We start from the raw sequence: 26,832 nt of genomic DNA, 5'->3' as shown, positions 1-26,832 counted from the left end.
GTAAAGGGATTGTATAGAATTTCAGAAATACTACTTTATGAGAGTAAGGTCAGCTTATCAGGAATTTTAATAATAAATTTAAAGCCATCGACCAGTTTAGAAGGATTAATGCAAAATTTCTCCACTTTTTCAAATGCCGTCAATATATTTTTATTATGCATCCAATCCATTGACACCTTGTCATAACAAACTGCTGTAAAGTTCCAATCATCCGGAAAGGACAGCAAGAAGTGCTCACTGTTCGTGACGGGAAAGCTGTAATGGGAAATACTGCTATAACAGTCTCCACCCCCTTTATGGTTATCGCCATCATTCTCATTTACCAGAACATGCATACCTTCAGGTGGCTGCTGCATAGGAGTACAAGTAGGCAATGGCTGCAGCTTATTATTCATATCCGTACTATACAATAATTCAGCCTTATCTATTGCTACAGATATAAACTTAGTATTTAATGCTATAGCCGACAGCAGCAAGAAAAATGCAAGTTTATGACTATAGGCAAGAAAGTAATTTCTATCCAAATTATGTTGTGTTTTTTTCAGCACAAATATAACACTTTTCCAATTAAAACAATGTTTTGATGATAAAATTTCATTTAAATTTAAATAATAAGAAAAATAAATCAATACATTATGTTAATAATTGTCAAATAATCAATAATAATATATTATATACATATCCGGATCAATAATATTTAAATACGTTTATACATTAACACTGTTATTTGTAAAGGGTACCGCATAAAAAAAGCCCGGGCAAATTGCCCGGGCTCTATATTTATAATAAAATTGAAATTATTTCAATTCTACTTCAGCACCAGCTTCTTCTAATTGCTTCTTAAGAGCTTCAGCCTCGTCTTTAGATACACCAGTTTTGATTGGAGCTGGAGCACCGTCTACGATATCTTTAGCTTCTTTAAGACCAGCACCTGTTAAATCTTTTACTAATTTAACGATAGCTAATTTAGAAGCACCTGCAGACTTAAGAATTACGTCGAATTCAGTTTTTTCTTCAGCAGCTTCACCTGCAGCTCCACCTGCAACTACTACTGCAGCAGCAGCTGGCTCAATTCCATACTCATCCTTAAGGATAGTAGCTAATTCGTTTACGTCTTTTACTGTTAAGTTTACTAGCGTTTCAGCTAAATTTTTTAAATCTGACATTGTTGTAATGTTTTTGTTGATTATTTATTTAATTTTTTGAGTGTAATTATTCAGCACTTGTTTCTTCAGTGCTATCTGCAGCAGCTTCCGGAGCTTCAGCAGGAGTTTCTTCTACCGCAGGAGCCGCTTCTTCAGCTTTAGCTTCTACAGTTTCAGGTTTGTTTTGAAGAGCAGAAACAACTCTCTGGATTGGAGACTGAAGTAATCCGATGATTTCACCGATCATTTCTTCTCTAGACTTGATGTTAGCAAGTGCATCCAGGTTATTGTCACCCACGTAGAAAGTTTCCTGAAGGTAAGCAGATTTTAAAGCCGGCTTTTCTTCTTTCTTTCTGAATCCTTGGATTAACTTCGCAGGAGCGTTAGCTGTTTCAGCGATCATTAGCGCTGAGTTTCCTTTGAAAGTTGGGAACATTTCAGAGTAATCTACTCCTTCGATCTGTTCCATTGCTTTTTGTAAAAGTGTATTTTTTACAACTTTTACCTTGATATTTTGTTTGAAAGCCTGTCTTCTGAAATCAGAAGATTTAGCAGCGTTCAATCCTTCTAGATCTGCTACGTATACTACTTTTGCATCCTGAAGCAAATCTTTGATCTCTTGTATTGCTACAACTTTTTGGTCTTTTGTCATTGTCTTAAGGATTTAATATTAGTTAACAGATTTAGTATCGATTGCAATCCCCGGGCTCATTGTAGAAGACAGGTAGATGCTTTTTACATACGTTCCTTTAGCAGCAGTAGGCTTCATTTTAATCAATGTCTGGATCAATTCCTGAGCATTTTCTTTGATCTTGGCAGCATCGAAAGATACTTTACCGATACCCGCATGGATGATACCATACTTATCTACTTTGAAATCAATTTTACCTGCTTTTACTTCAGTAACAGCTTTACCGATTTCCATTGTTACAGTTCCTGATTTAGGGTTTGGCATTAAACCTCTTGGACCTAATACTCTACCTAACGGACCTAATTTACCCATTACAGCTGGCATAGTAACGATAACGTCAACATCCGTCCAACCTTCTTTTATTTTTTGTAAATATTCGTCAAGACCTACATAATCAGCACCAGCAGCTTTAGCTTCTGCTTCTTTATCCGGAGTTACAAGAGCTAATACTTTAACATCTTTACCAGTTCCGTGAGGAAGAGATACAACACCTCTTACCATTTGGTTCGCTTTTCTTGGGTCTACTCCTAATCTTACAGCGATATCTACAGAAGCATCAAACTTTGCAGTATTTACTTCTTTTACAAGAGCTGCACCTTCTTCAAGGTTATAGATTCTTCCTTTTTCTACTTTGCTTAAAGCTTCTTTTTGCTTTTTTGTTAATTTTGCCATTTCTTTAAGTTTTAAGCGTTAGTTGGTTTAGTTCCTGTTACTCTTAATCCCATAGATCTAGCAGTACCTGCAACCATAGAAAGAGCTGAGTCTAAAGTAAAGCAGTTAAGGTCTGCCATTTTATCTTCAGCGATCTTTTTCACTTGATCCCAAGTTACAGAACCTACTTTATTTCTGTTTGGTTCACCGGAACCTCCTTTGATCTTAGCCGCATCCATTAATTGGATTGCTGCAGGTGGAGTTTTAATAACGAATTCAAAAGATTTGTCTTCGTACACTGTAATTACTACAGGTAAAACTTGCCCTGGCTTATCTTGGGTTCTCCCGTTAAATTGCTTACAAAACTCCATGATGTTCACACCTGCAGAACCCAATGCTGGACCTACTGGTGGAGAAGGGTTAGCCGCGCCACCTTTCACCTGAAGTTTTACCATTTTAAAGACTTTCTTAGCCATTGTTTGTTTTTTAAATTTGAATAATTAATGAGTTTGGAAGCATTTATTATTCAGTAGGTTATCTTACTCACCTATGACAAGCCTACTTTTTGGACTGCAAAAGTATAAAATATTTTTGAAACTACAAACGGATATTACTGATTTTTAAAAAGTTTAGAAAAAAATCAATATCCGAAGTTATGTTTTTCATTTCCTTTTCTCATCCCTATATGAAACATATTATTTACACAAAGGTTCTCCAATATATACTTATCATGTAAACCCAATAAGCAGCATGAATTAATTGCAACAAAAAAACAATATATTTCATAAAAAAATAAATATAATATATCACAATAAACGAAAAAAGGTCATTTACGATAAATGACCTTTTGTATTTTTATAATAAACTGGACTTTAGAAGCCTGATGGTTTATTAATCGTTTGTGAGGAACCGTCATTCCCCCCAAGATCAGCATTGATATCATTGATATTTTGCTTTGTAATCAATCTTTTATAGGCCATCAGATAGAGGTCTACCGTAAAGTTGTTATATGTCCTGGACGGAGGGGTCGTATTCGTTGCAATGATTCTGCTATCTGTAAATTTTGCTCTGATATGCCAGGTTCCATTACTTTTGAAAGCAACTACGTCAGGAGATCCCTGCCTGTTATCATTGATTCCATTATTTCCGTAATCAAGCATCACATTGGTAGAGTTATCATTAAGCTTGAAGGAATAATTGTGCAGGATCACCAGAAAATTATTAGCATCTATTTTTGTGTCGTAATCTGTGATACCTGCTCCGGATACTCCTGTAAGGGTGAGCTTGATATAATTGAACAATCCGCTGCTTTCCAGTTTCGGATCATACAGCTGAAGGGCATTTTCTGATGTAGCCAAAAAACTCCCCCCTGTCATTGTAGGTTCCCCCGGGTTTCTTAGGTATAAAGAATTTGTATAGGTATTTCCGTTGACGTCAAGTGTTTCTGCAGGTTTATCTGTATTGATTCCCACCTTACCGGTCTGGGCATTAAAAAATATTCCCAGACACATGATCATTGTTATATAAATTTTTTTTCTCATATCTTGTTATTGAAGCCCTAGAGGCGTATTGGTTGAAACTCCTGAATAGATTGGTGAAGCTGATGCTGAAACTGATCCCGTAAAGGTTCCCCAGTCTTTTACCAATGATTTTTCAAATACATTCAATGTAAGCGTCCAGGTTCCGTTTGCTGAAGAAACAGTGCCTGCTCCTTTAAAGCTTAAATTAATAGCATGGTAATTCTTTCCTCCTTTCGCTACTTTGGTGATTTCTGTAGAATAAGCTCCATAAGATTTCGGGCTTGTAGAAGTGTTAGCCGCAGATACAGCTCCTGTAAAAGTTGCACCTGTAATCGCTACTACGTATTTATCTGCATCAAGTCCCGTATTCAGATTCACCACTTCATCCTGCTTCACATTTTTCAATACCACATTATACATGTTTACAGGAGCTACATTACGAAGCGAAATGTCCAGCAACTTAACTTTTCCTACAGGCGAGCTGTCTTTGGAACGGGTAAGCAGCAAATAGCTTCCACTTGCTTTTACATTCTCTGTATCGATCAAATAAGATTCTACCAATGTTTCTCCTTCTACGTCCAGAGTCCCTTTTGGGTTTGTCGTATTAATTCCGACCTGTGCTTTCATTCCCAAAGAAGCAAAAGCCACCAGGAATAATGCTGTTATTTTTTTCATTATTGTATTTTTATTGAATTAGAGGAGCTGCTGCAGCACCTGTAGTGGAAGATTTAAGATCCTGTGATGAGTTGAATTCCTTAGCGTAAGACCTGTCATAAACCAATAGGTTGAGTGTCCATTCTCCTGTAGGTAAAGCTCCATCAGGAGCGAATCCCTGATAGTCCGCCTTTAACTTCCAGGTTCCTCCGGAAGAATAAGCAAATATCTGAGGTACCGGAGTTAGCCAGTCTGCGGAATAAGTTCTTACAGGCTGGGTAAATCCAAAAGAGGAGATTACTACCAGAAATTTTTGGGAATTGATCTTCGTGTCAAACTGGTTGACCCAATCCTTGTCTGAAGGATCACAGGTAATTTTAAACTGTATAAGATTAATAGGAGCCGGTGAGTTAGGCACAAAGGAATCATTATATGCTGTAATTTTATTTTCCGGAGCCGGGGATTTGATAATAAAGGTATAATTCTCATCAGTTCCTAGCTTTTCCATAGGCTTTTTAAAAACAATACCGGATGTTTTCATTGTACCATTAACAGTCAGTTCCTTTTCGGGGTTTGTAGTATTGATTCCAACCTGGGCATTAGCCCATGCAGCAGCACCCATTAAAAGGACAGTCGAAGTAATTTTTGTCATGAGGTTGTGTGTTTATTTTTATATTATTTTTCCCACTTCTACAGTTCAGTATAAAGCACAATTACCCTGTACACATACTATACTGTGTACGAAATAAGAAAAATATAAGTTTTATGGATTAACTGGCAGGTAACTTGCAAGAAGCATGCCATCCAAAAGTGAATTAAGAGAACAAAACCCGCATCAATACAGCAGAAACGAACCTTATCCCAAGAATGTGATAAATATATTGGAGCAAAGCCCTTTCATTGAAGGGTTCAGTAAAATCTTCATTTTTAAAAGATCAAAAAAAATAATGTATAAAAATTATGAAAAACATAATTTTTGAATCCAAATTTCCATCTTTATTTTCAATAATCATTTATTAAAACATTAGAGATAAAATACAATACAGTTTTAGAGGGCTTTTATGAGAAGTTAGAGGTTAGAAATTAGAAGTCAGAAGAGGTAGATATCTGAGCCCGCGAAGCCAATAACGAATGTTGTTTTGAAGGTGAATAGCATGCTTTAAAACTGATCAGCAAAAAAAACAAATTCATGTTATCCTTTCAACCCGTACAAGCTGATTTTCCGGAACCTGCACTTCGAAATATTTTACAATTACTCCTCTTCTCTATAACAAAGATAACAATACGGGCTGACTGGAAATCCAAAGAGTTTGGGAGCTGAAGTGATTGATATGAGAAGTATGAGTGGATAGCCCCTGAAAGACTTAGAGAATATAAATGAAAAAAGACCGCCAGAATAGCGGTCTTTGTATTTTATATAAGTAATTATTATACTTTTTCTACTTGCATGTAGCTTAGTTCCATTGGAGTCTTTCTACCGAAGATCAATACAGAAACTTCAATTTTCTTTTTGTCTTCAAGAATTTTCTCAACTGTACCGTTGAATCCGTTGAAAGGTCCATCGATCACTTTAACGTTTTCACCTACTACATATGGGATCTCAACATCGCTTGCAAATTCTGAAAGTTCATCCATTCTTCCAAGCATTCTGTTTACCTCAGATTTTCTCATCGGAACAGGATCTCCACCTTTTGTTAAGCTTAGGAAAGAGATAACTCCAGGGATGTTCTTAATCACGTGAGGAATTTCTCCCATCAGGTCAGCTTCTATCATCAAGTATCCAGGATAGTAAGGTCTCTCTTTAGGAACTTTTTTACCGTTTCTAATCTGAATTACCTTTTCCATAGGAATAACCACTTGAGTAACGTACTGCTCAAACCCTAAACGTTTGATTTCTGTCTCAATATAGTTTTTCACTTTATTTTCCTGTCCGCTGATTGCTTTCAGCACATACCATTTCAATTCGCTCATTATGGGAAAATACTTTTAATTAATTGAACAAGTTGATTAGCATTCCTATGATGTTGCTGATTGCCTTTGAAAACAATTCATCAACTCCAAAGGTAAATAATGACAAAATCACTGTCGCAATAGTCACTACAATAGTAGAAGACTGAAGGTCAGCCCATTTTGGCCATTCAACTTTATGTCTGAATTCGTTATAAGAACCTTTTAAAAAATCGACAAATGAACTCATAATTTATATTTGCACGGGCACAAGGATTCGAACCCTGATCAACGGTTTTGGAGACCGGTATCCTACCATTGGACGATGCCCGTAGTTAAAAAAAGCTTCCGTAAAGAAGTTCCTTACGGAAGCTTTTTAAATATTGTTTAAGATGGATTAGTCGATGATTTCAGTTACCTGACCTGCACCTACAGTTCTACCACCTTCTCTGATCGCGAATCTAAGACCCTCGTTAAGAGCGATTGGCTGAAGTAATTCAACAGTGATTGTTAAGTTATCACCAGGCATTACCATTTCTACACCTTCTGGTAAGAAGATCTCACCTGTAACGTCAGTAGTTCTTACATAGAACTGAGGACGGTATTTGTTGTGGAATGGAGTGTGACGTCCACCTTCTTCTTTAGAAAGGATATAAACCTCAGCTTTGAATTTTTTGTGTGGCTTAACTGAATCTTTCTTAGCGATAACCATACCTCTCTTGATGTCAGTTTTTTCAATACCTCTCAACAATAGACCTACGTTATCACCAGCTTCACCTCTGTCTAGGATTTTTCTGAACATCTCAACCCCTGTAATAGTAGAAGTCAATTTCTCATCACCCATACCTACGATATCAACCGGATCACCAGTGTTGATAACACCAGCCTCGATTCTACCAGTTGCTACAGTACCTCTACCTGTAATAGAGAATACGTCTTCGATTGGCATTAAGAATGCTTTATCCTGATCTCTAACAGGCTGCTCAATCCAAGTATCAACTGCATCCATTAATTCTTCAACAGTCTTAACCCACTTCTCGTCTCCGTTAAGAGCACCAAGAGCAGATCCCTGGATTACTGGAGAGTTATCTCCGTCATATTCGTAAGTAGATAATAAATCTCTAAGTTCAAGTTCAACAAGCTCTAAAAGCTCAGCATCATCCACCATATCAACTTTGTTCATGAAAACAACGATTCTTGGTACGTTTACCTGACGGCAAAGTAGGATGTGCTCTCTAGTTTGAGGCATTGGTCCATCAGTTGCAGCACATACTAAGATCGCTCCATCCATCTGAGCAGCACCAGTTACCATGTTCTTTACGTAATCCGCGTGACCTGGACAGTCAACGTGAGCATAGTGTCTGTTTTCAGTTTCGTACTCGATGTGAGCTGTATTAATAGTGATACCTCTTTCTTTTTCTTCTGGAGCAGAGTCAATAGAAGAGAAATCTTTTTTCTCAGCAAGACCCTTGTTAGCTAATACGCTACTGATAGCAGCAGTAAGAGTAGTTTTACCATGGTCAACGTGACCAATAGTACCAATGTTCAAGTGTGGTTTGTTACGATTAAACGTTTCCTTTGCCATGATTTAAAATTATTTATTTATTGTTTTTCAAATTTTCGGTGTGCAAATATAATGAATTTTTAAATACCAAAACCTTTTTATCAAAAAAAAGTTTCAATATCCAAATCCAATGAAGTACAAACCTTATATTTCAATGTATTGAGACTGCAAATTTACAAATTTTTCCGAATAGAAAAAATCTTTATGAAACCTTTTATTAAAAAGCCTGAAAGCCAGTATATAAAGACTAAATTTTAGGATTATAATCATTCTTTACCGCAATCACATTCTGCTTTTATTTACTGTTTTGCATCAAACTTCTTCAATGATCTGGTGAATAAGTAAAATGCCAGCAGCAAATACCCTCCCATAATGATCAATGGAACGGAATACTTACCAAAAGCAAAAGAGATATAGTTGAAAAATTTATTGAATACAAAATCCACAGTATTGATATTGAAGAAGCCTAATAACAGTAAATACAAAACGACCAATACGATTGCTGCAGTTCTGTATTTCTGATTAAATATCCTTGCCAATATAGTTTTCACCTTATTTTTGAAACCTGCCGGAAGTAAATAAGTAGGAATAAAAAGGGTATACAGTCCTATGGAGAACATAAAGGATATATTCAGCATCAATAATACGTTGATATGAAAAACAATCGCCACCACAAGCATACACCTGAAAAATTTCGGGTAAAGGAAAGCAACAATAAAAACGGTTTCAAAAATAACTGTAAAATAATCCAGAATCTCCCAGAATATCTTAGACCTGATGCCATCATAAACTCCTGAAAGAAGATCACTCCATCCTATAATATACCGGTACTGATTGAAAAATATCTGTGTATATTGGGTATCCATACTCAGCCAGCCTCCTAAAATCTTAGCAAAGCCTGCAGTAAACATTCCGAAGCTAAAGATCAGGCTCATCAGAAACATTGGCCATGATTTGGCTAATCCGTCCGTTTTTTGTTCAGGCTCAGGAAAGAAGCTGTATGTTCTGTTCCAGGGTGAAAATGCCATTACCAGAAGGGGTAATGTATAAATAAAGTCATGGTTTATTTTTCCAAAAGAATAAGCATAATTGTTGGTTACTATATACAGGACCATATAAAGTATTGCAAATATTCTCGGCCTATACCCTATCAGGATCAACAATAACCCCAGATACATTATGTACCGGCATACCACGAAAAAGATTTCAGAAGGAATGAAGTCTATAAAGGACAGCATACTGATAGGCGGATGCATTGCGCTGCCAGGAATAGAATGAATCCAGCTGTTATCCGCTATCCCGATCCATAATAAGAACAGGGAGAAAAATATTCTGTAAAATGCCAGAAACTCATAGCTGGGATGGTAGCTGGTGAAAGGAAGTTCTTTTAATTTATTCATCATTTTCGTTAGTTTAAAATCGGAAAGTCAATATAGTATCCTGAACAGCTGTTTCACCCATTTTCCTTGTGGTGATATCAAAGTCTATGGTTTCATTGATCACCTGCATACCTGTCACTTCTTTACCATGAAATCTTTCTTTCATCTTTTCCACAATAAACTTTTTGCTTTCTTCTAAATCCACTTTTTTAATATTCCTGTTAAGAATAGATTTTTTCATCAGGTAAAGCCTCTTCTTATAGGGAGGTAAAGTATTGATCCGATCATTTAAAACCGGATATTCTTTAGGAAAAAGTAAATTCCGGATAAGGGTAATCTGTATCGTTCTTGGTATTCTGTCCCCCAGATAGTCATTTTTAACTAAAATACTATCTGACCCGTCTTTAAAAAAAACATGGGAAGTTGTTTTGGTAAATTTGATATATCTCCCATCTTTTATGGGACATGAAGCAAATCCCGGAAAATTAAATGAAGGATAAGTTTCTTCAATATTAACCTTAAAGATCAGCTGTAATGGGAGTAATACGATTAAGAAACCGAATACGAAGAGAACCGTTTTTTTGTAGCGTTCCATATTGTGTTTTTAACATTTGTTTGCAAGATATACGATAAGAGCTTCAGGCCTATAATCAAAGACTAAGGAAAAGCTTTTCTACAAATGCTTTAGAGGTTGGGAACTCGTTATTTTTTGCAGATATCATTTGTTTATAATTGAGTGCCAATTTAATTATTTTATTTGAAATTATATAGCAAGAAGTCAAAAAATACTTCACCCCAGAAAAACCCAAGGTGAAGCTATAGTAAGAAGATTAAGCCTGCCGGAGTTTTTTGGTCCTGTTGAAGATCCAGAAAATAATCGGGAAAATAAGCAAGGTAAGAACTGTTGCCGTGATAAGCCCTCCAATAATTACAATAGCCAGCGGCTTTTGAGACTCCGACCCGATTCCCGTGGATAAAGCAGCCGGCATTAACCCGATCGATGCCATAAGCGCAGTCATGATCACAGGTCTTGTCCTGGATTTTACTCCGTTTAATATCGCATTGTCTATATCTATCCCGTCTTTAACATTCTGATGGAATTCCGTGATGAGGATTACCCCGTTCTGTATACAGATTCCCAAAAGGGCGATCATCCCTACCCCGGCAGAAATTCCAAAGTTGATTCCGGTAACATGCAGAGCTATGATCCCGCCGATCAGGGCAAAAGGAACATTGGCTAATACTAACAGAGAATCTTTCATATTTCCAAACAGAATAAATAGCAGAAAGAAAATCATCAGAAGGCTTACCGGCACTACCTGCGTCAATCTGTGCGATGCACGCTGCTGATTTTCAAATTGTCCCGTCCATCCTACGGAATAACCATCCGGAAGCTCTATAGTTTCCACTTTTTTCTGAGCATCCGCAATAGTGCTTCCCAAATCACGGTCCCGAATTGAAAATTTCACCCCAATATATCTTTTGATATTATCTCTGTAGATGAATGCTGCACCATTGTCTTTCACAATATTACTGATCTCTTTCAAAGGAATCTTTGTTCCATCCTGAGTAGGTACCATCAGAGAGGCAATATCTTTTTCATCCCTTCTGTATTCCTGGGAATATCGGAGACGGATCGGGAACTTTCTTTCACCGTCAAACATTTCAGAAGCGGTTTTCCCTCCGAAAGCCATTTCCAGCACAGCCTGCGCATCTGCCGGCATCACACCATAGGCAGCCATTTTATCTCTGTCTAGTATTACACTTACTTCAGGTTGTCCGATATTTTTTATGATCCCGGGGTCTTTCACTCCATCTACATCTTTGATCTTCGTCAGGACCTCCTGTGCCAGTTTATCCAGAGTTTCCAGATTATCACCATAAATTTTGATCCCGTTTTCCGCTTTAAAACCGGCCACCGCTTCTGCAACATTATCAGAAATCGGCTGGGAATAGTTGAAGGTAATCCCCTGATAGCTTCTCAGCTTTTGATCAATTTCGTTAATCAGCTCATCATAGGTAATCTTTCGTTTCCATTCTTCCCTGGGTTTAAGGTTTACAGCAAACTGTACAAATCCAAAACCGTTCGGGTCTGTTCCGTCATTACTTCTTCCCGTCTGTGCCAGAACATCCGTCACTTCGGAAAAACTCATAATATCCTTTTTTAAAAGGTCTGCCGTTTTCAACGATTCTTTTAATGACGAGCTCATCGGCATTTCTGCTGTGATCCAAAGTGAACCTTCGTTCAGCTGGGGCAGAAATTCTGTTCCCAGGAATTTACCTGAAAATAAAGTTACCGCCAGAAATGAGGTCGCAACGATCATACTTATCTTTTTATGCTTAAATGTCAGATTAAAGCCTTTCAAAACGATTCTGTCCCAGAAATTGACGAACGGATTGTTTTTTTCTTTTACATTCTTATTTAAGAGAATATGTGAAAGGACAGGAACCAGCGTTAACGTAAATATCAATGCCCCCATTAATGCAAATCCTAAAGTAAAGGCTAAAGGAGAGAACATCTTTCCTTCCACTTTCTGGAATGAGAAAATTGGGATCAGAGAAGTAATGATAATTAATTTTGAAAAGAAGATAGCTTTCCCTAAACCGGTTCCTGTCTGCCTGATCCAGCCTCCTTTGGCCAGTTTATTAAATTTCTCCATCCCATATTTATGCGCCTTGTGATCAAGCATTACGAAGAGCCCTTCCACCATGACGACAGCTCCGTCTATAATAATTCCAAAGTCAACAGCTCCCAATGAAAGCAGGTTAGCGCTCATTCCAGCCAGTTTTAAGCATAAGAATGCAAAGAGCAGGGATAAAGGAATAATAATAGAAACGATCAGCGTTGTTCTCCAATCCGCCATAAAGATTAAAACGATCACTGTTACCAGCACAATACCTTCAATAAGATTATGCATTACCGTACGCGTTGTGAAATCCATCAGATTATCCCGGTCATAGAAAGTGACCATCTTTACATCTTTCGGAAGAACCTTTTCATTCAGTTCTTTAATTTTAGCTTTTACACCTACCAGCACTTCCCTAGGGTTCTCCCCTTTTCTCATGACTACAATTCCTTCTACGGTATCATCATGGTTATTCAGTCCGGCCTGACCAACACGGGGCATGGAACTTTCGTGAACTTCTGCTACATTTTTTACCAACACCGGATTTCCGCTGTCATTCTGAATAGTAATATTGCCAATATCCGCCACTGACTGCACCAGACCAATACCTCTGACTACATAGGCCTGACCGTTTTTCTCAATAACGTCTCCTCCTACATTCAGGTTACTTTTCGTAACAGCGTCATATACCTGAAGCGGTGTCAGATTATATTTGTCCAGCGCTCTCGGATCGATGCTCAGCTCAAAAACTTTATCCTGCCCTCCGAAGACGTTGATATCCGCTACTCCGGGAACTCCTCTTAAAGCACGGTCAATGACCCAGTTTTGCAGGGTAAGCAGAGTCCGGGAATCTTTTGTCTTACTTTCCAGCGTATATCTGAAAATTTCCCCGGTTGGCCCGTAGGGTGGCTGTACTTCAGGATCTACCTCATCAGGAAGGCTAATGGTTCTTAATTGGTTATTGACCTGATTTCTGGCAAAAGTATCATCCACCCCGTCGTCAAACAGAATTTTAACAATGGAAAGTCCAAACATGGTAGTACTTCTCACACTGGTTTTCTTCTGAACCGGGCTCATCGCCAATTCTATGGGGGTAGTGACAAACCGTTCTACTTCTTCTGCACTACGCCCATTCCATTGGGTAATGATTACAATCTGGGTATTGGTGACATCCGGAAAAGCTTCAATAGGCATATTCCTGAAACTTATAAAGCCGGCAATCGCTAAAATCGCAACCCAGATAAAGGTAAATGCTTTGTTTTTTAATGAAAAAGAAATTATATTTTTTATGAATTTATTCATGATAGATAAATTGATGACCTAAAAAAGCCGTTAAGAGCAATTATTTTTAACCTCTAAAATTGAATTTTTAAAAATGTTAAGTACAGAGGTTTAGTTACCTGTAAGTCCTACTTGTATCTTAATCTCATTAACAATTAATCATCTAGCTGTTTAAAGAACGGTATATCAATAACTGATTATTGGTGATCACCTCCTCTCCTTCTTTGAGGCCATCTGCAATATAGGTCACATCACCTACCTGCTTGAGCACTTTGATTTCTCTGATCTTTACATCAGTTCTTGATTTGAAAACCACCACAAAGCTTTTGCCATCATCAAAGATGACTGCTTTAGAAGGAACGGTCAGCATCGTATTACTTTCCAAACTGGAAACTTTTATGGTCGCTTTGCTATCCGGAATAAGCAATCCATTGGCATTATCCAGAACTACTCTCGCCTGCATCGCATTGGTCTGCGGATCGATGATCTTAAATATCTTATCAATTTTCCCGTCAAAAACTTTATCAGGATAAGAAAGGGTGGAAACCTGCGCCTTCATGCCAAGACTGATCTTTTCAATATCCGATTCATTAACGTTCATGATTGCCCAAACATTGGTAGTATTGGCTACATCAAAAATATTCTCACTTCTGTCACTTCTCAGCTGCATATCTTTATTGATGCTTTTCTGAACAATATATCCGTTAATTGGAGCTACTACATTGTAGAGATTTCCGGACTTTACATTATACACCGTGCTTACTGCTGTAGCTCTCTGCAATTGATCTTCAGCTTTCTGCAGCTGACTCTTCGCTTCCAGAACGTCTCTTTCAGTATTAAGCTTTCCTTCATAAAGTTCTTTGGCAACGCGCAGGTTATTCCTGGCCACCACCAAATCTGTTTTCGCGTCACTTACATCTTTCTGAATTTCTGCCAGCTCCGTACTTCTGATAGTCGCCAGAATCTGTCCTTTTTTCACATAATCTCCCAATTCTACATTTACACTCATCACGTTTCCGCCTACAAGCGGGTAAACATCTATATAGCTGTTTTTATCCGCAGAGATTTTTCCGTAGAAGCTATATTCATCTTCTACATTCTTTTTTTCAACTTTTGCCAGGGCAATAGAACTCAGCATGGTATTGCTAAGCTCAAAGCCTTTCTGGGCCTGATTTTTATTTCCTTCCTCTTTTTTTGAACAGGCCAGCAAGGAAAGAGCCATCAATACGGGGATAATATATGTTTTCATTGTTTTAATAGAAGATTTTCGTTTGTACTAGTTGATTGAGCTGTTCTGCAGATTGCATGATCTCATTTTGCATGTCATAGATCTGGAGAGCAGTTTCCCTGTAGCTGTCCATAAAATCTGTAAATTCAATAAGATTTACATTTCCTTTTCTGAAATTGGTCAGCATTCCATTATACACCAATTCCATATTTTGCAGATCTGTAGTTTTAATATCCTGAAGCTGATCATATTGAGCCTTCCAGGTTTTATATGCGGACAGGACTTTAGTTTCAAGGGTCAGTTTCTGAAAGTCTGCATTTTTTTGATTTTGCTGAATAGCATAGTTGGCCTTTTCTACATTTCCCTGATTAGCCTTCCATAAAGGCAAAGGGATCCCTAAGGTAAGATTGGCTTCATTATTAAAGGTTCCTCCTGCCTGATCCCATGCGGCCCCCACATTCAGATCCGGAACATTCAATGATTTCTGCCATTGGGCATAAAGCTTACTGTTTTCTATCAGTTTTAAATTGTACCGATAATCCGCGTTATTTTCCAAAGCCTTATTCTTCAGCTCCTCTTCATCTCCAAAAGGCTGTACAGCAAGAGCTTCTTTAGCTTCGGCTTCAGACATCTGAGGTTCTATATCTTCCGAAATACCGGTTAGTACTTTCAAATTCTGTTCAAATTCAAGAATATTTTTATTGATCTCCAATTTATCATGGTTCAGCTGAATCACAAGACTTTGTAGTCTTACAGCATCTTTAAGAGATACATTTCCCTTATCTGACTGTATGCGGTAAGCATTTAAAAGCTCATTCATATACCCCAGCTGCTTATTGGTGTTTTCCAGTTTTAATTTCTCATAGTAAAGATTGAAATACGTAGTTCGGAGCTGGGCTCTCAGGTCGACAAGAAGTTGGGAAAACTGAAGCTGTGCCAGTTCTTTATTGGATTTAGCAAAGGCAATTTCATTTTTCTTTTTCCCTCCCATATAAATCAGCTGGGTAATCCCTGCTCCTTTTGAATGTCCTACATCAAAAAACTTTTTATCCTGAGGGTTATAAGCATTGAATTGCCCGCTCAGTTGTGGCAGTTCCCAGATCCTGGCCTGCAGAATATCCGCATCTGCCATGTTGATGTTGTATTGTTCGGCAAGCAGCTGAAGATTGTTCTTCTGAAATGCTTCTTCACATTCCACAAGAGACATTTGCTGTTGTGCCGCCATGAATGAGGAAACGGCAAGACACAGCACTGCAATTCTGTTCATTATTATTATTTTGATTGCAAAATTGCTTTGATGTGATTAAAAGAAACTTAAATGAGCCTTAAAAAAATATTAAAATGCCCTTAAACAGGCTATTTTAGAATAAAGCCTCAAAGAAACACTCATTCACTGATGAGTTTTAACCTAATTTTAATCAACAGTATAACAGAAAAATTATTGTTTTTAGAAAATATAGAATGCTAAAAAACTATTTTTTAAAAGTTACCGTAAACTGATTCATGAAATCGGCAGGAGAAGAATAGATAATCTCCGCATCATGATATTCCAGAATTCTTTTAACAATTCTCAGCCCCAGTCCGGAGCCTGATATGTGCTGGGCATTATTCCCTCTTGTAAAGGCTTCAAATAGCTTGGCCTGCTCTTCTTCAGAAATAGTGTCTCCATGTGAAATGACATCAACACTAAGGCTATCGTTCGTTTCTGTGATCAATACCTTTACTTCTGTATTATCTGAATATACCGCGGCATTCTTAAACAGGTTAATAAATACAATGACCAGCAGGGACTGAATTCCTTTGATTGTCAGGAAAGCGTTTTCAGAAGTATCTTCAGTGATCAGGAAATCAAGCTTAAGATCAGGGTAACTTTTTTCCACCCCTTCAAAAGCTTCAAAAATAGCCTCATCGATCCTCACCTCTTCATAGATACTCTGAATATTTTCTTTATCGAATTTGGTAAGCAGCAGCAATGAATTGGTAAGGTCCGACAACTGATATACATCGCGCTGAATCTGCTGTAAGGAAGACAGCGTTTCCGGAGAATGTTCTTCAAATTTAATAAGATTCTCCAACTGGAAAGCCATTCTTGTGATGGGAGTTCTGATCTCATGTGAAGCACTTGCCGTAAAATCCTTTTGCGACTGGAATACATCATCCAGCCTTGCAATCATGGTATTAAAAGATCTGGCCAACACATTGATTTCATCATCAGACTCCTGTACGGGAATCTGAGTGGTCAGTTTATGCGCAGTAACCTCAGAGATCTCTTTGTTCAGGTCTTCCAGAGGACGGAGGAATTTTTCTACAAAATAATAACTGAAAAAGCCGATAAGAAGTGTGCTCATCGCATAAGCAGTAATCAAAAGGTATTTAAGATATCCTAATTTCGATTTTCCATTGGTATCAAAAGCACTGGTAAGAATATAATAGTTTTCCCCATTGATGTTTCTGAGCGCAGCATAGATCTCAGGAACCGTTTTCTCCGTATAAATGATCTTCTTTTGATCCAGCTCTTTTAGCATTGCGCTGTCCCAGGTGACATTCCGGTCTTTGATCGTACTATAGATAAGCTCTTTCTGCTCATTGAAAATTAAAATTTTCTCATTCAGCAGGATATTGTCTGAATTTTCATTGAAAAAGATCGGAGCTTCTTCTTCAAAATCTTTAGATTTGGAAATAAAATGGCTGGTAAACTCGAGCCTTTGCCTGAACCTTTCTTTGAATTCGTCTCTTCTAAAGTCATTAAAAGATAAATAAATGACCGCCATCACCATTCCAAAAAGCAATGAAAAGGCGATACTGATCGTTAAAGCTATCTTTCTTTTTAAAGACATTTATAATGGGCTTAAGTAATATCCGAAACCGGAACGGGTGTGGATCAGTTTAATTTTAAAATCTTTATCAATCTTTTTCCTTAAAAAATTGATATAAACTTCTACGGTATTGGTATTTGTATTAAAATTATGCTCCCACACATGTTCTGTGATCTGCTGCTTCGAAACCGTTCTTCCCTGCGCTTCCGCAAGATAGACCAACAGCTGGAATTCTTTCAATGTAAGGGCTATCTCATTTCCTCCACGATAAACCTTCTGTTCCGTTTTGTTGATAATAAGATCATCAATTCTTATAATATCCTGATCGGAAGTATCAGCAGGGGTTTTTCTCCTGAGCAAAGAATTGATCCGGAGAAGCAATTCTTCAAACTGAAAAGGTTTTACCAGATAATCATCAGCAAGGCGGGTAAAGGCATCTTTTTTATCTGAGATATCTCCATAAGCCGAGATGATAATGATCGGTGTATTTTTATCAAAAGAACGAATCGTCTGGCAGACATCCAGTCCGTTTATTTTAGGAACATTGATGTCGAGCAAATACAGGTCGTATGTATTATTTTTGATCTGACGGAGAAAAGTCTCCCCGTCATATATTTTATCACAGGTAAAATTATTGGATTCTAAAAACCGGCAAAGCTCTGCAGAAAGAATGAGGTCGTCTTCTAATAAAAGAATATTCATCAAAATTTATTTTACACGAATTTAAAGAAAATTTTTATGATTGTAATTCTAAAGGTGAAGTAAAAGTTTTTAAAGCTTAACATGGACAAACCTGCTTCTTCAAATCATTCATAATTGATTCTTCGCTTAGCAAACTTATAATATAATACAATGTAAATTTTGAATGAATATTATATTGAATATTTATAATATGCAAATATTCTCATTGGCTCTTACGTCTGCATCACTTTTTACATAGCCCCAACCTTTGAGAATAATCAAAAAAAAATTCCCGAAAGAAATTCGGGAAAATCGAGAGCCAACTACGGGACTTGAACCCGTGACCTCTTCCTTACCAAGGAAGCACTCTACCGCTGAGCTAAGTCGGCATCAACTAAAAAAATCACACTATTGAGCGTGATTTTTTTTGAGCGGAAGACGGGGGTCGAACCCGCGACATTCAGCTTGGAAGGCTGACGCTCTACCAACTGAGCTACTTCCGCAATTTTGTTTCCAAAACTATTGGTAAACGCTGTGCAAAACTAAGAAATTTAATTTAATTCTGCAACTTTTTTTCTAATATAAAATGTGGGGAGAGCAGGATTCGAACCTACGAAGCCGAAGCAACTGAGTTACAGTCAGTCCCATTTAGCCACTCTGGAATCTCCCCTCATGTTTATATTAAAATGAGCCTCCAGAGGGATTCGAACCCACGACCCCGAGATTACAAATCACGTGCTCTGGCCAACTGAGCTATGGAGGCATTTTAATAAAGGACTGAAACTGATCGAGAAACTCTACTCTACACATTTCAGTGTTAAAAAAAATCACCTTCAACAGTGATTTTCTTGAGCGGAAGACGGGGGTCGAACCCGCGACATTCAGCTTGGAAGGCTGACGCTCTACCAACTGAGCTACTTCCGCAATTTTGTTTCCAAAACTATTGGTAAACGCTGTGCAAAACTAAGAAATTTAATTTAATTCTGCAACTTTTTTTCTAATATAAAATGTGGGGAGAGCAGGATTCGAACCTACGAAGCCGAAGCAACTGAGTTACAGTCAGTCCCATTTAGCCACTCTGGAATCTCCCCTCATGTTTATATTAAAATGAGCCTCCAGAGGGATTCGAACCCACGACCCCGAGATTACAAATCACGTGCTCTGGCCAACTGAGCTATGGAGGCAAATTAAAAAAGAATTCAAAAGATCGCTGTTCCTTTTTTGCGAGTGCAAATATAGAACGGATTTTTTGAATTCTCAAATTTTTTATGAACTTTTTTTAACTTTTTTTCCTATGCCATTTCTTTTTTCTTGATTAATAGCTTTTTAGCAGTATCAACGCAAAGGTCCAGACTTTCTTCAAAACTTGTGGTTGTCTTTTTTACTACAATATCATCTCCCGGAACCGCTAAAATAATCTCGGCTGTTTTATTAGCTTTATCTGAATTATTTTCTACTTTCAAGAATACCTTGCAGTCTTGAATTTTGTCATAGAAGGTATCTAACTTGCTTACTTTTTTGTCGATGTGTGATTCTAGTGGTTCGTGTGGAGTTAAACCAATTGATTGTACTGTGATCTTCATAATTCTTCTTTTTTAGACGCTCGAGGGTGAGCCTGATTAAACACTTTTTTCAATTGTTCAATATTAGCATTTGTATAGACTTGCGTACTTGCAAGACTGGAATGCCCTAATATTTTTTTTACTTTGGAGATCTCCGCCCCATTGTCCAACACGTGAGTAGCAAAGCTATGACGAAGGATATGAGGACTTTTTTTTTCTTTCGTTGTTATAAGACTAAGGTACTTATTAACTACCACATAAACAAATTTTTCGTTGAGTTTTTTCCCTTTCTTATTCACAAAAAAACAGGATTGATATTCTGCCAATGGCTTTCTTATTTCCAGATAACTCTTAAGAAGCGCTGACAGGTCTTCGGAGACGGGGATCACTCTTTCTTTATTCCCCTTCCCTATTACTTTTAATTCATTTCCGTCTATATTAACATTCTCAAATTTCAGGCCACAAAGCTCTGCTTTACGCATACCGGTCTGATAAAGCACTTCCATGATGCATTTTTCGAGTATATCATGCTCCTGTCCGAAGACCCTGTCATTAAGGTCTTCCATTTCTTCTTCAGACATCGGAATTTGTTTCTCCGCATAAAATTTCAGAGAAGAGATACCTTCTGTAGGAGATACCTTAATTTCTCCTATCTTTAAAAGAAAAAGATAAAAGCTCCGCAGAGAAGACAGCTTTCTATTGATACTTCTCTTTGAAATATTATTTTCACTCAATTCAACAATAAAGTTTCTGATGACCTTTTTGTCTGCTTTAGCTATATTTTCGGAGGATTCTGTTTTGAGATAGAAATGGGAAAAGTCTTCAAGATCTTTTTGGTAACTTGTAATGGTATGAGGAGAGTATCTTTTTTCGAATTGCAAATACTCTAAAAACTTTTCCAGCATCATGGGGCATATAAATAAAAATTCATTTCTCAAATATAGGAATTTAAGAAATGAATTAATATATGGTTAAGAAAAAATCTTAAGCCTGCTCTTCTTTGCTAAGTGCTCTTTGTTTGTAAGCCGCTTTTAGTCTAGCTTGTCTTAACGTTACAGAAGGCTTAATAAACTGTTGTCTAGATCTTAATTGACGAACTGTACCCGTTTTATCAAATTTTCTCTTGTATTTTTTTAAAGCTCTGTCGATGGATTCACCATCTTTTACTGGAATTATTAACATATTTTACATCTCATTTTGGATTGCAAAAATAGACATTTTTTCTTATATCACAAAATATATTCTGACAAACAACCACATATCCATTGTATTCATGATTAAAAACTTAGTATTAAAAGGGGTTGACATTAAAAAACAATTTATCCACAATCATTAAACAATTCAATACAAGCCACCCATTTCATTCATTTTTATTTCCTCCAGAAGTCTTATAAAAAGTTACCGTCATCAAAAGTGATCCACATTAATGAAATATAAACAAAAAGCATTATCTTTGCACTCACTTTATTCATGGGGTTGACTGGTTTCGACAGCAAGACCAATGGGTAAGTAAGCATGCAGAGAACCGTAGCGCGATCTCTATAATCCCTTGCTACAGAATTTTAACTGGCAACGAAGAGTTCGCTCTTGCAGCTTAATAATCGAAGTATAGTAGATTCAAGCGTTTTCCCGAAGATTTCAGTAAGGAAGCAAGATATTCCACAAATGCTCTGTTCTGCGGCGTTTGATCCTGGGATATAGGAATGCGGAAATAAGGCTTTAGAAGCTTCGGCTAAAGCACTAAAATTTCAGAAGATAAGCTGGAAGTTGGGCGTCTGCTCTCTGCTTCCCGTCGAAAACCAATAGCAGAATAAGCATGTAGAAAGCTTATGTATTGCTTGTTTGGACGAGGGTTCGAATCCCTCCAACTCCACTTTTTAAGCTAAAGAGAATTTGTAAATTATTGAATTTTAAATAATTACATTTTCTCTTTTTTGTTTTTGTGTCCGAAATTGTTCCCAAGTATTTTATTAATCTTCTGATTGACAGAATACAAATTATTTATACTGTCAATAAATTGTTAAAAGTATAGAAAGAATTTTAACCCGTCAAGTTTTGTCGTTACTGCCATTTACATTTGCTTTTAGAAACATTTCAGAAAAGTAAAACTAAAACATGATTTATGGAAAATATTTTAGACGATTTAGACGAAGAAAGTAAACGAATACTTCGAGGAAGTCGTATTATACAATTTGCAGAACTCGAAAAAGGCATTTATGGAAGTGGGAAAAATCCTTTTGAAGGGATAAGAACCAATAAAACATTTGATGAAATCTCTAATGAGTATGCATTAAGCACACCTTTTGGAAAAAATAGTGTTTTTTATAAACCTACAACTGAAGATTACGATGCTTTGTCTCAGGAATTTTATACAGGTGGGATTAACTATGAACTTCTTGCAAAAGATTTAAAAGAAAAATTAGGACTGATAAACAACTTTTTATTTGAGCCAGAAAAATATTTATTGGAAGATAAAACCATTTATTCAGGTTCATCTTCATTTGGTATTCCTGTATTCAGCAATATTAAAAATAACAAACCCTTTTTATATAAAAAGAACGACATTAAAATTCAGGCTACTTTTGATTTATCCAAATTGAATACCAGAAAAAATTTACTGAGTAACTCTTACAATTTTGGGATTTATTTTGACAATTATAAAGTAACCTATAATCTTAATTTTATATATAAAGATGGAGAGGATAAGAAATTTTCTGATGCACAAACAGATGCAACTGAAAGCCCCTATGATTTCAAATTGAATGACAAATATATTGCAATAAAGCTTTATACAGGAAATGTAGAAACTTTTATTGAATTTTTGAGAATTATAAAAGGTAATTCTCAAGCTGAGCAAATGAAAAATGATATTATCCGATATTATAAACATTTTTTTGCCACCGCTAAAAGCAACCCTGATATTATTGATGCTTTGTATGAAAACGTTCCTGATTTTGTTTTGGAAGTTCTTACAGATGAAATGCTTTGGAAAGATTTTGTTTCTCTTTCTGAAAAAGCTATTGGCACATCTGGTACTAACGAAAACATTTCGGTTATTAATTTACTAAAAGGAGCAAAAAATGCGAATTGGTGGTGCAATCAAATCAATAAAAATCCTGCCCCAATTCGTAAAGTAATTGAAAAATTCAGTAATAAATATATTGAGGAATTAATTACATCTTTTTCAAGAATTGGTTTGAAAAACTGGACAAATAAAGAACTTGAACAAGCATGGAAATTTGATATTGACTATAAAAAATATAAACCGTCTGATGAAGCTCATGATCCATATATAAGATATACTGGTTTTGCTTATTATTTAGAAAAAGATAAGAAGTATAAAATAGGAACAGTACTATTTGGATATGATGACGCCTCTATCGTAATGCCTTATAATGAAAAAGAAATTGGCCCAGATGAACTACAATTGCCATTTGTTCCAATGAAATTAGTTTTAGATGAAGAGAAAGTAATTTATATTCCGTGTTTTGTTGCCGAATATTTTACTAATAAGAAAATAGATGAAGAATTTTGGATAGTTTTAAACAACATTGCCGTGGGATTATTACCTGAAATTGAGGCTAAATTAATTGGAAATACTCTTAAAAATGTAAAACAAGAAAGTGAACTTCTAAAGAAACTGCGTAAGTTTGTAAGGATATCGAATAAATATCCAAAAGAACCAATGCCTTTGGAAGGAAAATTATATGGCATTGCAGAAGTTGAAAATGGATTAATTAAAATAGATGGAATTTTGGCAAATTATCCTCAAAATGTTGATTATGTAATTACAACAGAAGGAAAATTGCTTTTAGGAAAAAAACATCATTTTTTAGGTAATGCTCAGGATGTTTTAGCAGCAGGAGATTTAAAAATAGTTAAAGGAAAAATAAAAAGAATATCTAATTTATCTGGACATTATGAACCTACAAAAATAGAAGCTGAGCATTTCCCTGATATATTTAAAGCGTTAAATATCGACTTAAAAAATTCTAACTTAAATATAGGATATCGAACAACAGAAAATTTGCAAGGATGGAAAGAAATAACAACAAAAATAAAATAATAATATGAGTGCAATAGGTTTTATAAAAATGATGGATAGCAATCCCAATGTTGATTATTCGGAGTTATATAAAGGATATTTTAAACAATTCTCAAAAAAAGAAAGAATTGATGCCTTTATGTATTCTATGACCTTATATAAGGTTACTAAAAATTTATTTATTACAAATACTGAATTATGGATAGATTTCACTAAACAAGACTGGGAAGAAATATTAATAAACAACAATAACAGACCAAAAATATCTGATAATCCAGATTCTAGAATTATTGATTTATATGAGTATGATGATTTAGTCATATTGAGTAAGTTCTTAAAAATAAACCCTTTTAATGTATTACTTGAAAATAAAGATAAAATCAGTAGAGATAATTTATTAAATTGTCTAAAATATGGATATTTTATGTCTTCTTTTTTCTTTCAATCAGATGAATTTTTAATTGAAGATTTTGAAGATTTTTCTAATATATCATATGATGAACTCAATGCATATTCTCAAAATCTAATCGCTCAAGGCTTCGAAAAACGATTAAATACACCAGAGGAATTATCTTATTGGTTGGAAGAGAAAATAAAAACGATCTAATTTTTTCAATTTTACAGTAAAAGAAGTTTTGTATATATTTTCATAAATGGTTAATTATAAGTAGAAAACATTAAAAAAACTTACTGATGCTATTTCGTTATTCAAAATTATTCCCAAAAATCAAAAGATATCTATCTGCTCCCTGCTTTCAGTTGAAAATCAATAGTAGAATAAGTATGTAGAAAACTGATGAATAGTAAGATATCCTGAATTTTCTCCAGCAATCTACTATATAAAAGAATAAACAATTTAAGAAAGCTCAAGATGAGTTTCTATGCTGATTTTACAAAATAAAAGATTCCCTCATTAAGCTGAGGGAATCTTTATATATAATCCTTATATAATATATAGAAAAGTAAAACCAGTAATTCATAATTATGGAAATCTTACCTATACTTCTTTACTATTTTGACTTACCTTAATTTCATTTTTTTATAGAATTCATATAATAGATCAATATCTGAAGAACACAGTATCGGCATCGCGTCTTTTAGTATACTTTCATCCATTCCCACCATTTCATTTTTTAGCTTTTAAATATAGCAAAGAAATAACCGAACACTTAGAAATGTTCTTCAAATAAGATAGGATATGTTAATTCAAAAAAAGCTAACGTGTTAATTTCATGATAGACACATGCAAGCAAAAACCATGCGATTTTCCTATTCAGACCGGTTCAAATAAGGCAAAAATCCGGTTTATATACCATATCCAGATTATAAAACAAACAACTCGTCTGAATTTAAAAATATCCTTGATTATATACCTATGAATATAAACCCCTGAAAACTAAAACACTAAAACTTCACAAGCCAAAATGAAAGCCTCCTGTCCACAAAAAAGACTAAAAAAATGTTTTATCGTAAAGAATTTTATATATTTGCACCATCTAACAATTAAAAAAATAATTTACTATGTCAGACATTGCATCAAGAGTAAAAGCTATCATCGCTGATAAGCTTGACGTTGAAGAAACAGAAGTAACTCCTGAAGCTAGCTTCACTAACGATTTAGGAGCTGATTCACTAGATACAGTTGAGTTAATCATGGAATTTGAAAAAGAATTTAACATTCAAATCCCTGATGATCAGGCTGAAAAAATTACTACTGTAGGACACGCTATCGCTTACATCGAAGAAGTAGTAAATAAATAATATTCTTCAACAAAAAAGAAATTAAACAAAGTTTATGGAATTAAAAAGAGTAGTTGTAACCGGATTTGGAGCAATAACACCAATAGGAAATAATGCAAAAGAATACTGGGAAAATCTTGTAAAAGGTGAGAGCGGAGCCGCTCCGATTACTCTTTTTGATGCCAAAAACTTTAAGACAAAGTTCGCTTGCGAAGTGAAAAATTTCGATCCATTGCAGCATTTCGATAAGAAAGAAGCTAAAAAAATGGACCGAAATACCCAATTGGGACTTGTTGCTGCTAAAGAGGCAGTCGCACATTCCAGAATTATGGAAGACAATGTAGATAAAAACAGAGTCGGAGTAATTTGGGGTTCCGGAATCGGAGGTTTAGAGACTTTTGAAACTGAAGTGTTAGGATGGGCCAATACGGAAATTCCAAGGTTCAATCCATTCTTTATCCCAAAAATGATTGCGGATATCACTCCAGGGCATATCTCTATTGAGTATGGTTTCCATGGACCTAATTATACGACGGTATCTGCTTGTGCTTCTTCAGCAAATGCTATAATTGATTCCAAGATGCTGATCCAACTGGGAAAAGCAGACGTGATTGTGTGTGGAGGCTCTGAAGCAGCCGTTACAGCAAGTGGTGTCGGTGGATTCAATGCAATGATGGCGCTTTCTACAAGAAATGACGATCCGAAAACTGCATCAAGACCTTTTGACAAAGACAGAGATGGATTTGTACTGGGTGAAGGTGCCGGATGTATCATTCTTGAAGAATATGAGCACGCCGTAAAACGTGGTGCTACAATTTATGCAGAATTATTAGGCGGTGGTCTGAGTGCGGATGCACATCACATGACTGCTCCGCATCCTGAAGGCCTTGGCGCTTATCTGGTAATGAAAAGCTGCCTGGAAGATGCAGGTTTAACTGCTGATGAAGTAGATCATATCAATATGCATGGTACATCTACTCCATTAGGAGACATCGCAGAATCCAACGCAATTTCGAAATTATTAGGCGAGCATGCTTATGATATTCAGATTAATTCTACAAAATCAATGACCGGCCACTTATTAGGTGCTGCAGGTGTTATTGAGGCTATCGCTGCATTAGGAACTATTATTCATGGTACTGTTCCTCCTACCATCAACCATTTTACTGATGATGAAAATATAGACAGCAGACTAAACTTTACGTTTAATACTGCCGTGAAGAAAGATGTAAAAGTAGCCATGAGCAATACTTTTGGATTTGGCGGGCATAACGCTTGCGTTCTATTTAAGAAAATCTAAA

25 protein-coding genes, 8 tRNA genes and 1 other RNA gene are annotated in these 26,832 nt (G+C 36.1%); 5 read left to right on the top strand and 29 right to left on the bottom strand.

Annotation, left to right across the window (positions count from 1 at the left end):
• Positions 1 to 35 precede the first annotated feature (35 nt).
• From AC4IF5_RS04930 to rpsU, 29 genes are all read right to left on the bottom strand, one after another.
• On the bottom strand, positions 36 to 524 hold the full coding sequence (locus AC4IF5_RS04930; RefSeq protein ID WP_490732226.1) for a hypothetical protein: 489 nt from the start codon (positions 522 to 524) through the stop codon (positions 36 to 38).
• 273 nt (positions 525 to 797) lie between these two features.
• Positions 798 to 1,166: a 50S ribosomal protein L7/L12 gene (rplL, locus tag AC4IF5_RS04925; protein WP_490732225.1), complete on the bottom strand. Its 369-nt coding sequence runs from the start codon at positions 1,164 to 1,166 to the stop codon at positions 798 to 800.
• 46 nt (positions 1,167 to 1,212) lie between these two features.
• Positions 1,213 to 1,797 carry a 50S ribosomal protein L10 gene (gene rplJ / locus AC4IF5_RS04920; RefSeq protein WP_490732224.1) on the bottom strand — a complete coding sequence of 195 codons (585 nt, stop codon included), beginning with the start codon at positions 1,795 to 1,797 and terminating at the stop codon, positions 1,213 to 1,215.
• A gap of 18 nt (positions 1,798 to 1,815) precedes the next feature.
• Positions 1,816 to 2,508 carry a 50S ribosomal protein L1 gene (gene rplA, locus AC4IF5_RS04915; protein ID WP_490732222.1) on the bottom strand — a complete coding sequence of 231 codons (693 nt, stop codon included), beginning with the start codon at positions 2,506 to 2,508 and terminating at the stop codon, positions 1,816 to 1,818.
• Between the two features lie 11 nt (positions 2,509 to 2,519).
• The gene (gene rplK, locus AC4IF5_RS04910; protein ID WP_115958717.1) at positions 2,520 to 2,963 is read right to left on the bottom strand and encodes a 50S ribosomal protein L11; all 444 of its coding nucleotides are present in this window, start codon (positions 2,961 to 2,963) and stop codon (positions 2,520 to 2,522) included.
• Positions 2,964 to 3,359: 396 nt separating this feature from the next.
• Positions 3,360 to 4,028, bottom strand: coding sequence for a hypothetical protein (locus AC4IF5_RS04905; protein ID WP_490732220.1), 669 nt, complete (start codon positions 4,026 to 4,028; stop codon positions 3,360 to 3,362).
• Between the two features lie 6 nt (positions 4,029 to 4,034).
• Positions 4,035 to 4,682, bottom strand: a complete 648-nt coding sequence (locus tag AC4IF5_RS04900; RefSeq protein WP_490732218.1) for a hypothetical protein — start codon at positions 4,680 to 4,682, stop codon at positions 4,035 to 4,037.
• Between the two features lie 10 nt (positions 4,683 to 4,692).
• Entirely contained in the window at positions 4,693 to 5,313 is a 621-nt protein-coding gene (locus AC4IF5_RS04895) for a hypothetical protein (RefSeq protein ID WP_490732216.1), read from the bottom strand.
• A gap of 776 nt (positions 5,314 to 6,089) precedes the next feature.
• The gene (gene nusG, locus AC4IF5_RS04890; RefSeq protein WP_002976412.1) at positions 6,090 to 6,632 is read right to left on the bottom strand and encodes a transcription termination/antitermination protein NusG; all 543 of its coding nucleotides are present in this window, start codon (positions 6,630 to 6,632) and stop codon (positions 6,090 to 6,092) included.
• Between the two features lie 19 nt (positions 6,633 to 6,651).
• Positions 6,652 to 6,858 carry a preprotein translocase subunit SecE gene (gene secE / locus AC4IF5_RS04885; protein ID WP_490732213.1) on the bottom strand — a complete coding sequence of 69 codons (207 nt, stop codon included), beginning with the start codon at positions 6,856 to 6,858 and terminating at the stop codon, positions 6,652 to 6,654.
• Positions 6,859 to 6,870: 12 nt separating this feature from the next.
• Positions 6,871 to 6,941: transfer RNA gene (locus AC4IF5_RS04880), tRNA-Trp, on the bottom strand.
• Positions 6,942 to 7,005: 64 nt separating this feature from the next.
• A complete protein-coding gene (gene tuf, locus AC4IF5_RS04875; protein WP_110008219.1) occupies positions 7,006 to 8,193 on the bottom strand; it encodes an elongation factor Tu in 1,188 nt (395 codons plus the stop codon).
• 278 nt (positions 8,194 to 8,471) lie between these two features.
• Positions 8,472 to 9,575, bottom strand: a complete 1,104-nt coding sequence (locus AC4IF5_RS04870) for an HTTM domain-containing protein (protein ID WP_490732211.1) — start codon at positions 9,573 to 9,575, stop codon at positions 8,472 to 8,474.
• 10 nt (positions 9,576 to 9,585) lie between these two features.
• The gene (locus AC4IF5_RS04865; protein ID WP_490732209.1) at positions 9,586 to 10,146 is read right to left on the bottom strand and encodes a hypothetical protein; all 561 of its coding nucleotides are present in this window, start codon (positions 10,144 to 10,146) and stop codon (positions 9,586 to 9,588) included.
• A gap of 235 nt (positions 10,147 to 10,381) precedes the next feature.
• Positions 10,382 to 13,480: an efflux RND transporter permease subunit gene (locus AC4IF5_RS04860; RefSeq protein WP_490732207.1), complete on the bottom strand. Its 3,099-nt coding sequence runs from the start codon at positions 13,478 to 13,480 to the stop codon at positions 10,382 to 10,384.
• Between the two features lie 142 nt (positions 13,481 to 13,622).
• The gene (locus AC4IF5_RS04855) at positions 13,623 to 14,708 is read right to left on the bottom strand and encodes an efflux RND transporter periplasmic adaptor subunit (RefSeq protein ID WP_490732205.1); all 1,086 of its coding nucleotides are present in this window, start codon (positions 14,706 to 14,708) and stop codon (positions 13,623 to 13,625) included.
• A gap of 4 nt (positions 14,709 to 14,712) precedes the next feature.
• Entirely contained in the window at positions 14,713 to 15,954 is a 1,242-nt protein-coding gene (locus AC4IF5_RS04850) for a TolC family protein (RefSeq protein ID WP_490732203.1), read from the bottom strand.
• A 205-nt stretch (positions 15,955 to 16,159) separates the two neighbouring features.
• Positions 16,160 to 17,524: an ATP-binding protein gene (locus AC4IF5_RS04845; RefSeq protein ID WP_490732201.1), complete on the bottom strand. Its 1,365-nt coding sequence runs from the start codon at positions 17,522 to 17,524 to the stop codon at positions 16,160 to 16,162.
• Positions 17,525 to 18,205 carry a response regulator transcription factor gene (locus AC4IF5_RS04840; RefSeq protein WP_490732199.1) on the bottom strand — a complete coding sequence of 227 codons (681 nt, stop codon included), beginning with the start codon at positions 18,203 to 18,205 and terminating at the stop codon, positions 17,525 to 17,527.
• A 296-nt stretch (positions 18,206 to 18,501) separates the two neighbouring features.
• Positions 18,502 to 18,573 (bottom strand) — tRNA-Thr (locus AC4IF5_RS04835).
• Between the two features lie 41 nt (positions 18,574 to 18,614).
• Positions 18,615 to 18,687: transfer RNA gene (locus AC4IF5_RS04830), tRNA-Gly, on the bottom strand.
• 86 nt (positions 18,688 to 18,773) lie between these two features.
• Positions 18,774 to 18,854 (bottom strand) — tRNA-Tyr (locus AC4IF5_RS04825).
• A gap of 19 nt (positions 18,855 to 18,873) precedes the next feature.
• Positions 18,874 to 18,947 (bottom strand) — tRNA-Thr (locus AC4IF5_RS04820).
• Between the two features lie 88 nt (positions 18,948 to 19,035).
• Positions 19,036 to 19,108 (bottom strand) — tRNA-Gly (locus AC4IF5_RS04815).
• A gap of 86 nt (positions 19,109 to 19,194) precedes the next feature.
• Positions 19,195 to 19,275: transfer RNA gene (locus AC4IF5_RS04810), tRNA-Tyr, on the bottom strand.
• 19 nt (positions 19,276 to 19,294) lie between these two features.
• Positions 19,295 to 19,368: transfer RNA gene (locus AC4IF5_RS04805), tRNA-Thr, on the bottom strand.
• Between the two features lie 108 nt (positions 19,369 to 19,476).
• Positions 19,477 to 19,767 (bottom strand): HPF/RaiA family ribosome-associated protein, encoded by a 291-nt coding sequence (locus AC4IF5_RS04800; RefSeq protein ID WP_490732197.1) that lies wholly within the window; start codon positions 19,765 to 19,767, stop codon positions 19,477 to 19,479.
• Positions 19,764 to 20,651 (bottom strand): phage lytic cycle repressor MrpR family protein, encoded by an 888-nt coding sequence (locus AC4IF5_RS04795; protein WP_490732443.1) that lies wholly within the window; start codon positions 20,649 to 20,651, stop codon positions 19,764 to 19,766. Before AC4IF5_RS04795 ends, AC4IF5_RS04800 begins: the two co-directional genes overlap by 4 nt.
• A 79-nt stretch (positions 20,652 to 20,730) precedes the next feature.
• Positions 20,731 to 20,928 (bottom strand): 30S ribosomal protein S21, encoded by a 198-nt coding sequence (rpsU, locus tag AC4IF5_RS04790; protein WP_034693154.1) that lies wholly within the window; start codon positions 20,926 to 20,928, stop codon positions 20,731 to 20,733.
• Between the two features lie 290 nt (positions 20,929 to 21,218).
• Here rpsU and ssrA point away from each other — a divergent pair.
• The 5 genes from ssrA to fabF all read left to right on the top strand — a co-directional run bounded on the left by ssrA (position 21,219) and on the right by fabF (position 26,831).
• Positions 21,219 to 21,622: a transfer-messenger RNA gene (ssrA, locus tag AC4IF5_RS04785) on the top strand.
• Between the two features lie 246 nt (positions 21,623 to 21,868).
• Positions 21,869 to 23,812 carry a hypothetical protein gene (locus AC4IF5_RS04780; protein WP_490732194.1) on the top strand — a complete coding sequence of 648 codons (1,944 nt, stop codon included), beginning with the start codon at positions 21,869 to 21,871 and terminating at the stop codon, positions 23,810 to 23,812.
• A 4-nt stretch (positions 23,813 to 23,816) separates the two neighbouring features.
• A complete protein-coding gene (locus AC4IF5_RS04775) occupies positions 23,817 to 24,398 on the top strand; it encodes a hypothetical protein (protein ID WP_490732193.1) in 582 nt (193 codons plus the stop codon).
• A gap of 914 nt (positions 24,399 to 25,312) precedes the next feature.
• Complete coding sequence (locus AC4IF5_RS04770; RefSeq protein WP_002976354.1) at positions 25,313 to 25,552, top strand: acyl carrier protein; 240 nt, start codon at positions 25,313 to 25,315, stop codon at positions 25,550 to 25,552.
• Between the two features lie 34 nt (positions 25,553 to 25,586).
• Positions 25,587 to 26,831 (top strand): beta-ketoacyl-ACP synthase II, encoded by a 1,245-nt coding sequence (gene fabF, locus AC4IF5_RS04765; RefSeq protein WP_490732181.1) that lies wholly within the window; start codon positions 25,587 to 25,589, stop codon positions 26,829 to 26,831.
• Position 26,832: the final 1 nt, after the last annotated feature.

Source organism: Chryseobacterium sp. UF-290 (assembly GCF_058245615.1).
This window is presented reverse-complemented; position numbering and strand designations above follow the sequence as displayed.

What these genes read in the sequence shown, in the direction of transcription:
- rplL (WP_490732225.1), bottom strand. Translation starts at nt 1,166, where the DNA reads ATGTCAGATTTAAAAAATTTAGCTGAAACGCTAGTAAACTTAACAGTA.
- rplJ (WP_490732224.1), bottom strand. Translation starts at nt 1,797, where the DNA reads ATGACAAAAGACCAAAAAGTTGTAGCAATACAAGAGATCAAAGATTTG.
- rplA (WP_490732222.1), bottom strand. Translation starts at nt 2,508, where the DNA reads ATGGCAAAATTAACAAAAAAGCAAAAAGAAGCTTTAAGCAAAGTAGAA.
- rplK (WP_115958717.1), bottom strand. Translation starts at nt 2,963, where the DNA reads ATGGCTAAGAAAGTCTTTAAAATGGTAAAACTTCAGGTGAAAGGTGGC.
- AC4IF5_RS04905 (WP_490732220.1), bottom strand. Translation starts at nt 4,028, where the DNA reads ATGAGAAAAAAAATTTATATAACAATGATCATGTGTCTGGGAATATTT.
- AC4IF5_RS04900 (WP_490732218.1), bottom strand. Translation starts at nt 4,682, where the DNA reads ATGAAAAAAATAACAGCATTATTCCTGGTGGCTTTTGCTTCTTTGGGA.
- AC4IF5_RS04895 (WP_490732216.1), bottom strand. Translation starts at nt 5,313, where the DNA reads ATGACAAAAATTACTTCGACTGTCCTTTTAATGGGTGCTGCTGCATGG.
- nusG (WP_002976412.1), bottom strand. Translation starts at nt 6,632, where the DNA reads ATGAGCGAATTGAAATGGTATGTGCTGAAAGCAATCAGCGGACAGGAA.
- secE (WP_490732213.1), bottom strand. Translation starts at nt 6,858, where the DNA reads ATGAGTTCATTTGTCGATTTTTTAAAAGGTTCTTATAACGAATTCAGA.
- tuf (WP_110008219.1), bottom strand. Translation starts at nt 8,193, where the DNA reads ATGGCAAAGGAAACGTTTAATCGTAACAAACCACACTTGAACATTGGT.
- AC4IF5_RS04870 (WP_490732211.1), bottom strand. Translation starts at nt 9,575, where the DNA reads ATGATGAATAAATTAAAAGAACTTCCTTTCACCAGCTACCATCCCAGC.
- AC4IF5_RS04865 (WP_490732209.1), bottom strand. Translation starts at nt 10,146, where the DNA reads ATGGAACGCTACAAAAAAACGGTTCTCTTCGTATTCGGTTTCTTAATC.
- AC4IF5_RS04860 (WP_490732207.1), bottom strand. Translation starts at nt 13,480, where the DNA reads ATGAATAAATTCATAAAAAATATAATTTCTTTTTCATTAAAAAACAAA.
- AC4IF5_RS04855 (WP_490732205.1), bottom strand. Translation starts at nt 14,708, where the DNA reads ATGAAAACATATATTATCCCCGTATTGATGGCTCTTTCCTTGCTGGCC.
- AC4IF5_RS04850 (WP_490732203.1), bottom strand. Translation starts at nt 15,954, where the DNA reads ATGAACAGAATTGCAGTGCTGTGTCTTGCCGTTTCCTCATTCATGGCG.
- AC4IF5_RS04845 (WP_490732201.1), bottom strand. Translation starts at nt 17,524, where the DNA reads ATGTCTTTAAAAAGAAAGATAGCTTTAACGATCAGTATCGCCTTTTCA.
- AC4IF5_RS04840 (WP_490732199.1), bottom strand. Translation starts at nt 18,205, where the DNA reads ATGAATATTCTTTTATTAGAAGACGACCTCATTCTTTCTGCAGAGCTT.
- AC4IF5_RS04800 (WP_490732197.1), bottom strand. Translation starts at nt 19,767, where the DNA reads ATGAAGATCACAGTACAATCAATTGGTTTAACTCCACACGAACCACTA.
- AC4IF5_RS04795 (WP_490732443.1), bottom strand. Translation starts at nt 20,651, where the DNA reads ATGCTGGAAAAGTTTTTAGAGTATTTGCAATTCGAAAAAAGATACTCT.
- rpsU (WP_034693154.1), bottom strand. Translation starts at nt 20,928, where the DNA reads ATGTTAATAATTCCAGTAAAAGATGGTGAATCCATCGACAGAGCTTTA.
- AC4IF5_RS04780 (WP_490732194.1), top strand. Translation starts at nt 21,869, where the DNA reads ATGGAAAATATTTTAGACGATTTAGACGAAGAAAGTAAACGAATACTT.
- AC4IF5_RS04775 (WP_490732193.1), top strand. Translation starts at nt 23,817, where the DNA reads ATGAGTGCAATAGGTTTTATAAAAATGATGGATAGCAATCCCAATGTT.
- AC4IF5_RS04770 (WP_002976354.1), top strand. Translation starts at nt 25,313, where the DNA reads ATGTCAGACATTGCATCAAGAGTAAAAGCTATCATCGCTGATAAGCTT.
- fabF (WP_490732181.1), top strand. Translation starts at nt 25,587, where the DNA reads ATGGAATTAAAAAGAGTAGTTGTAACCGGATTTGGAGCAATAACACCA.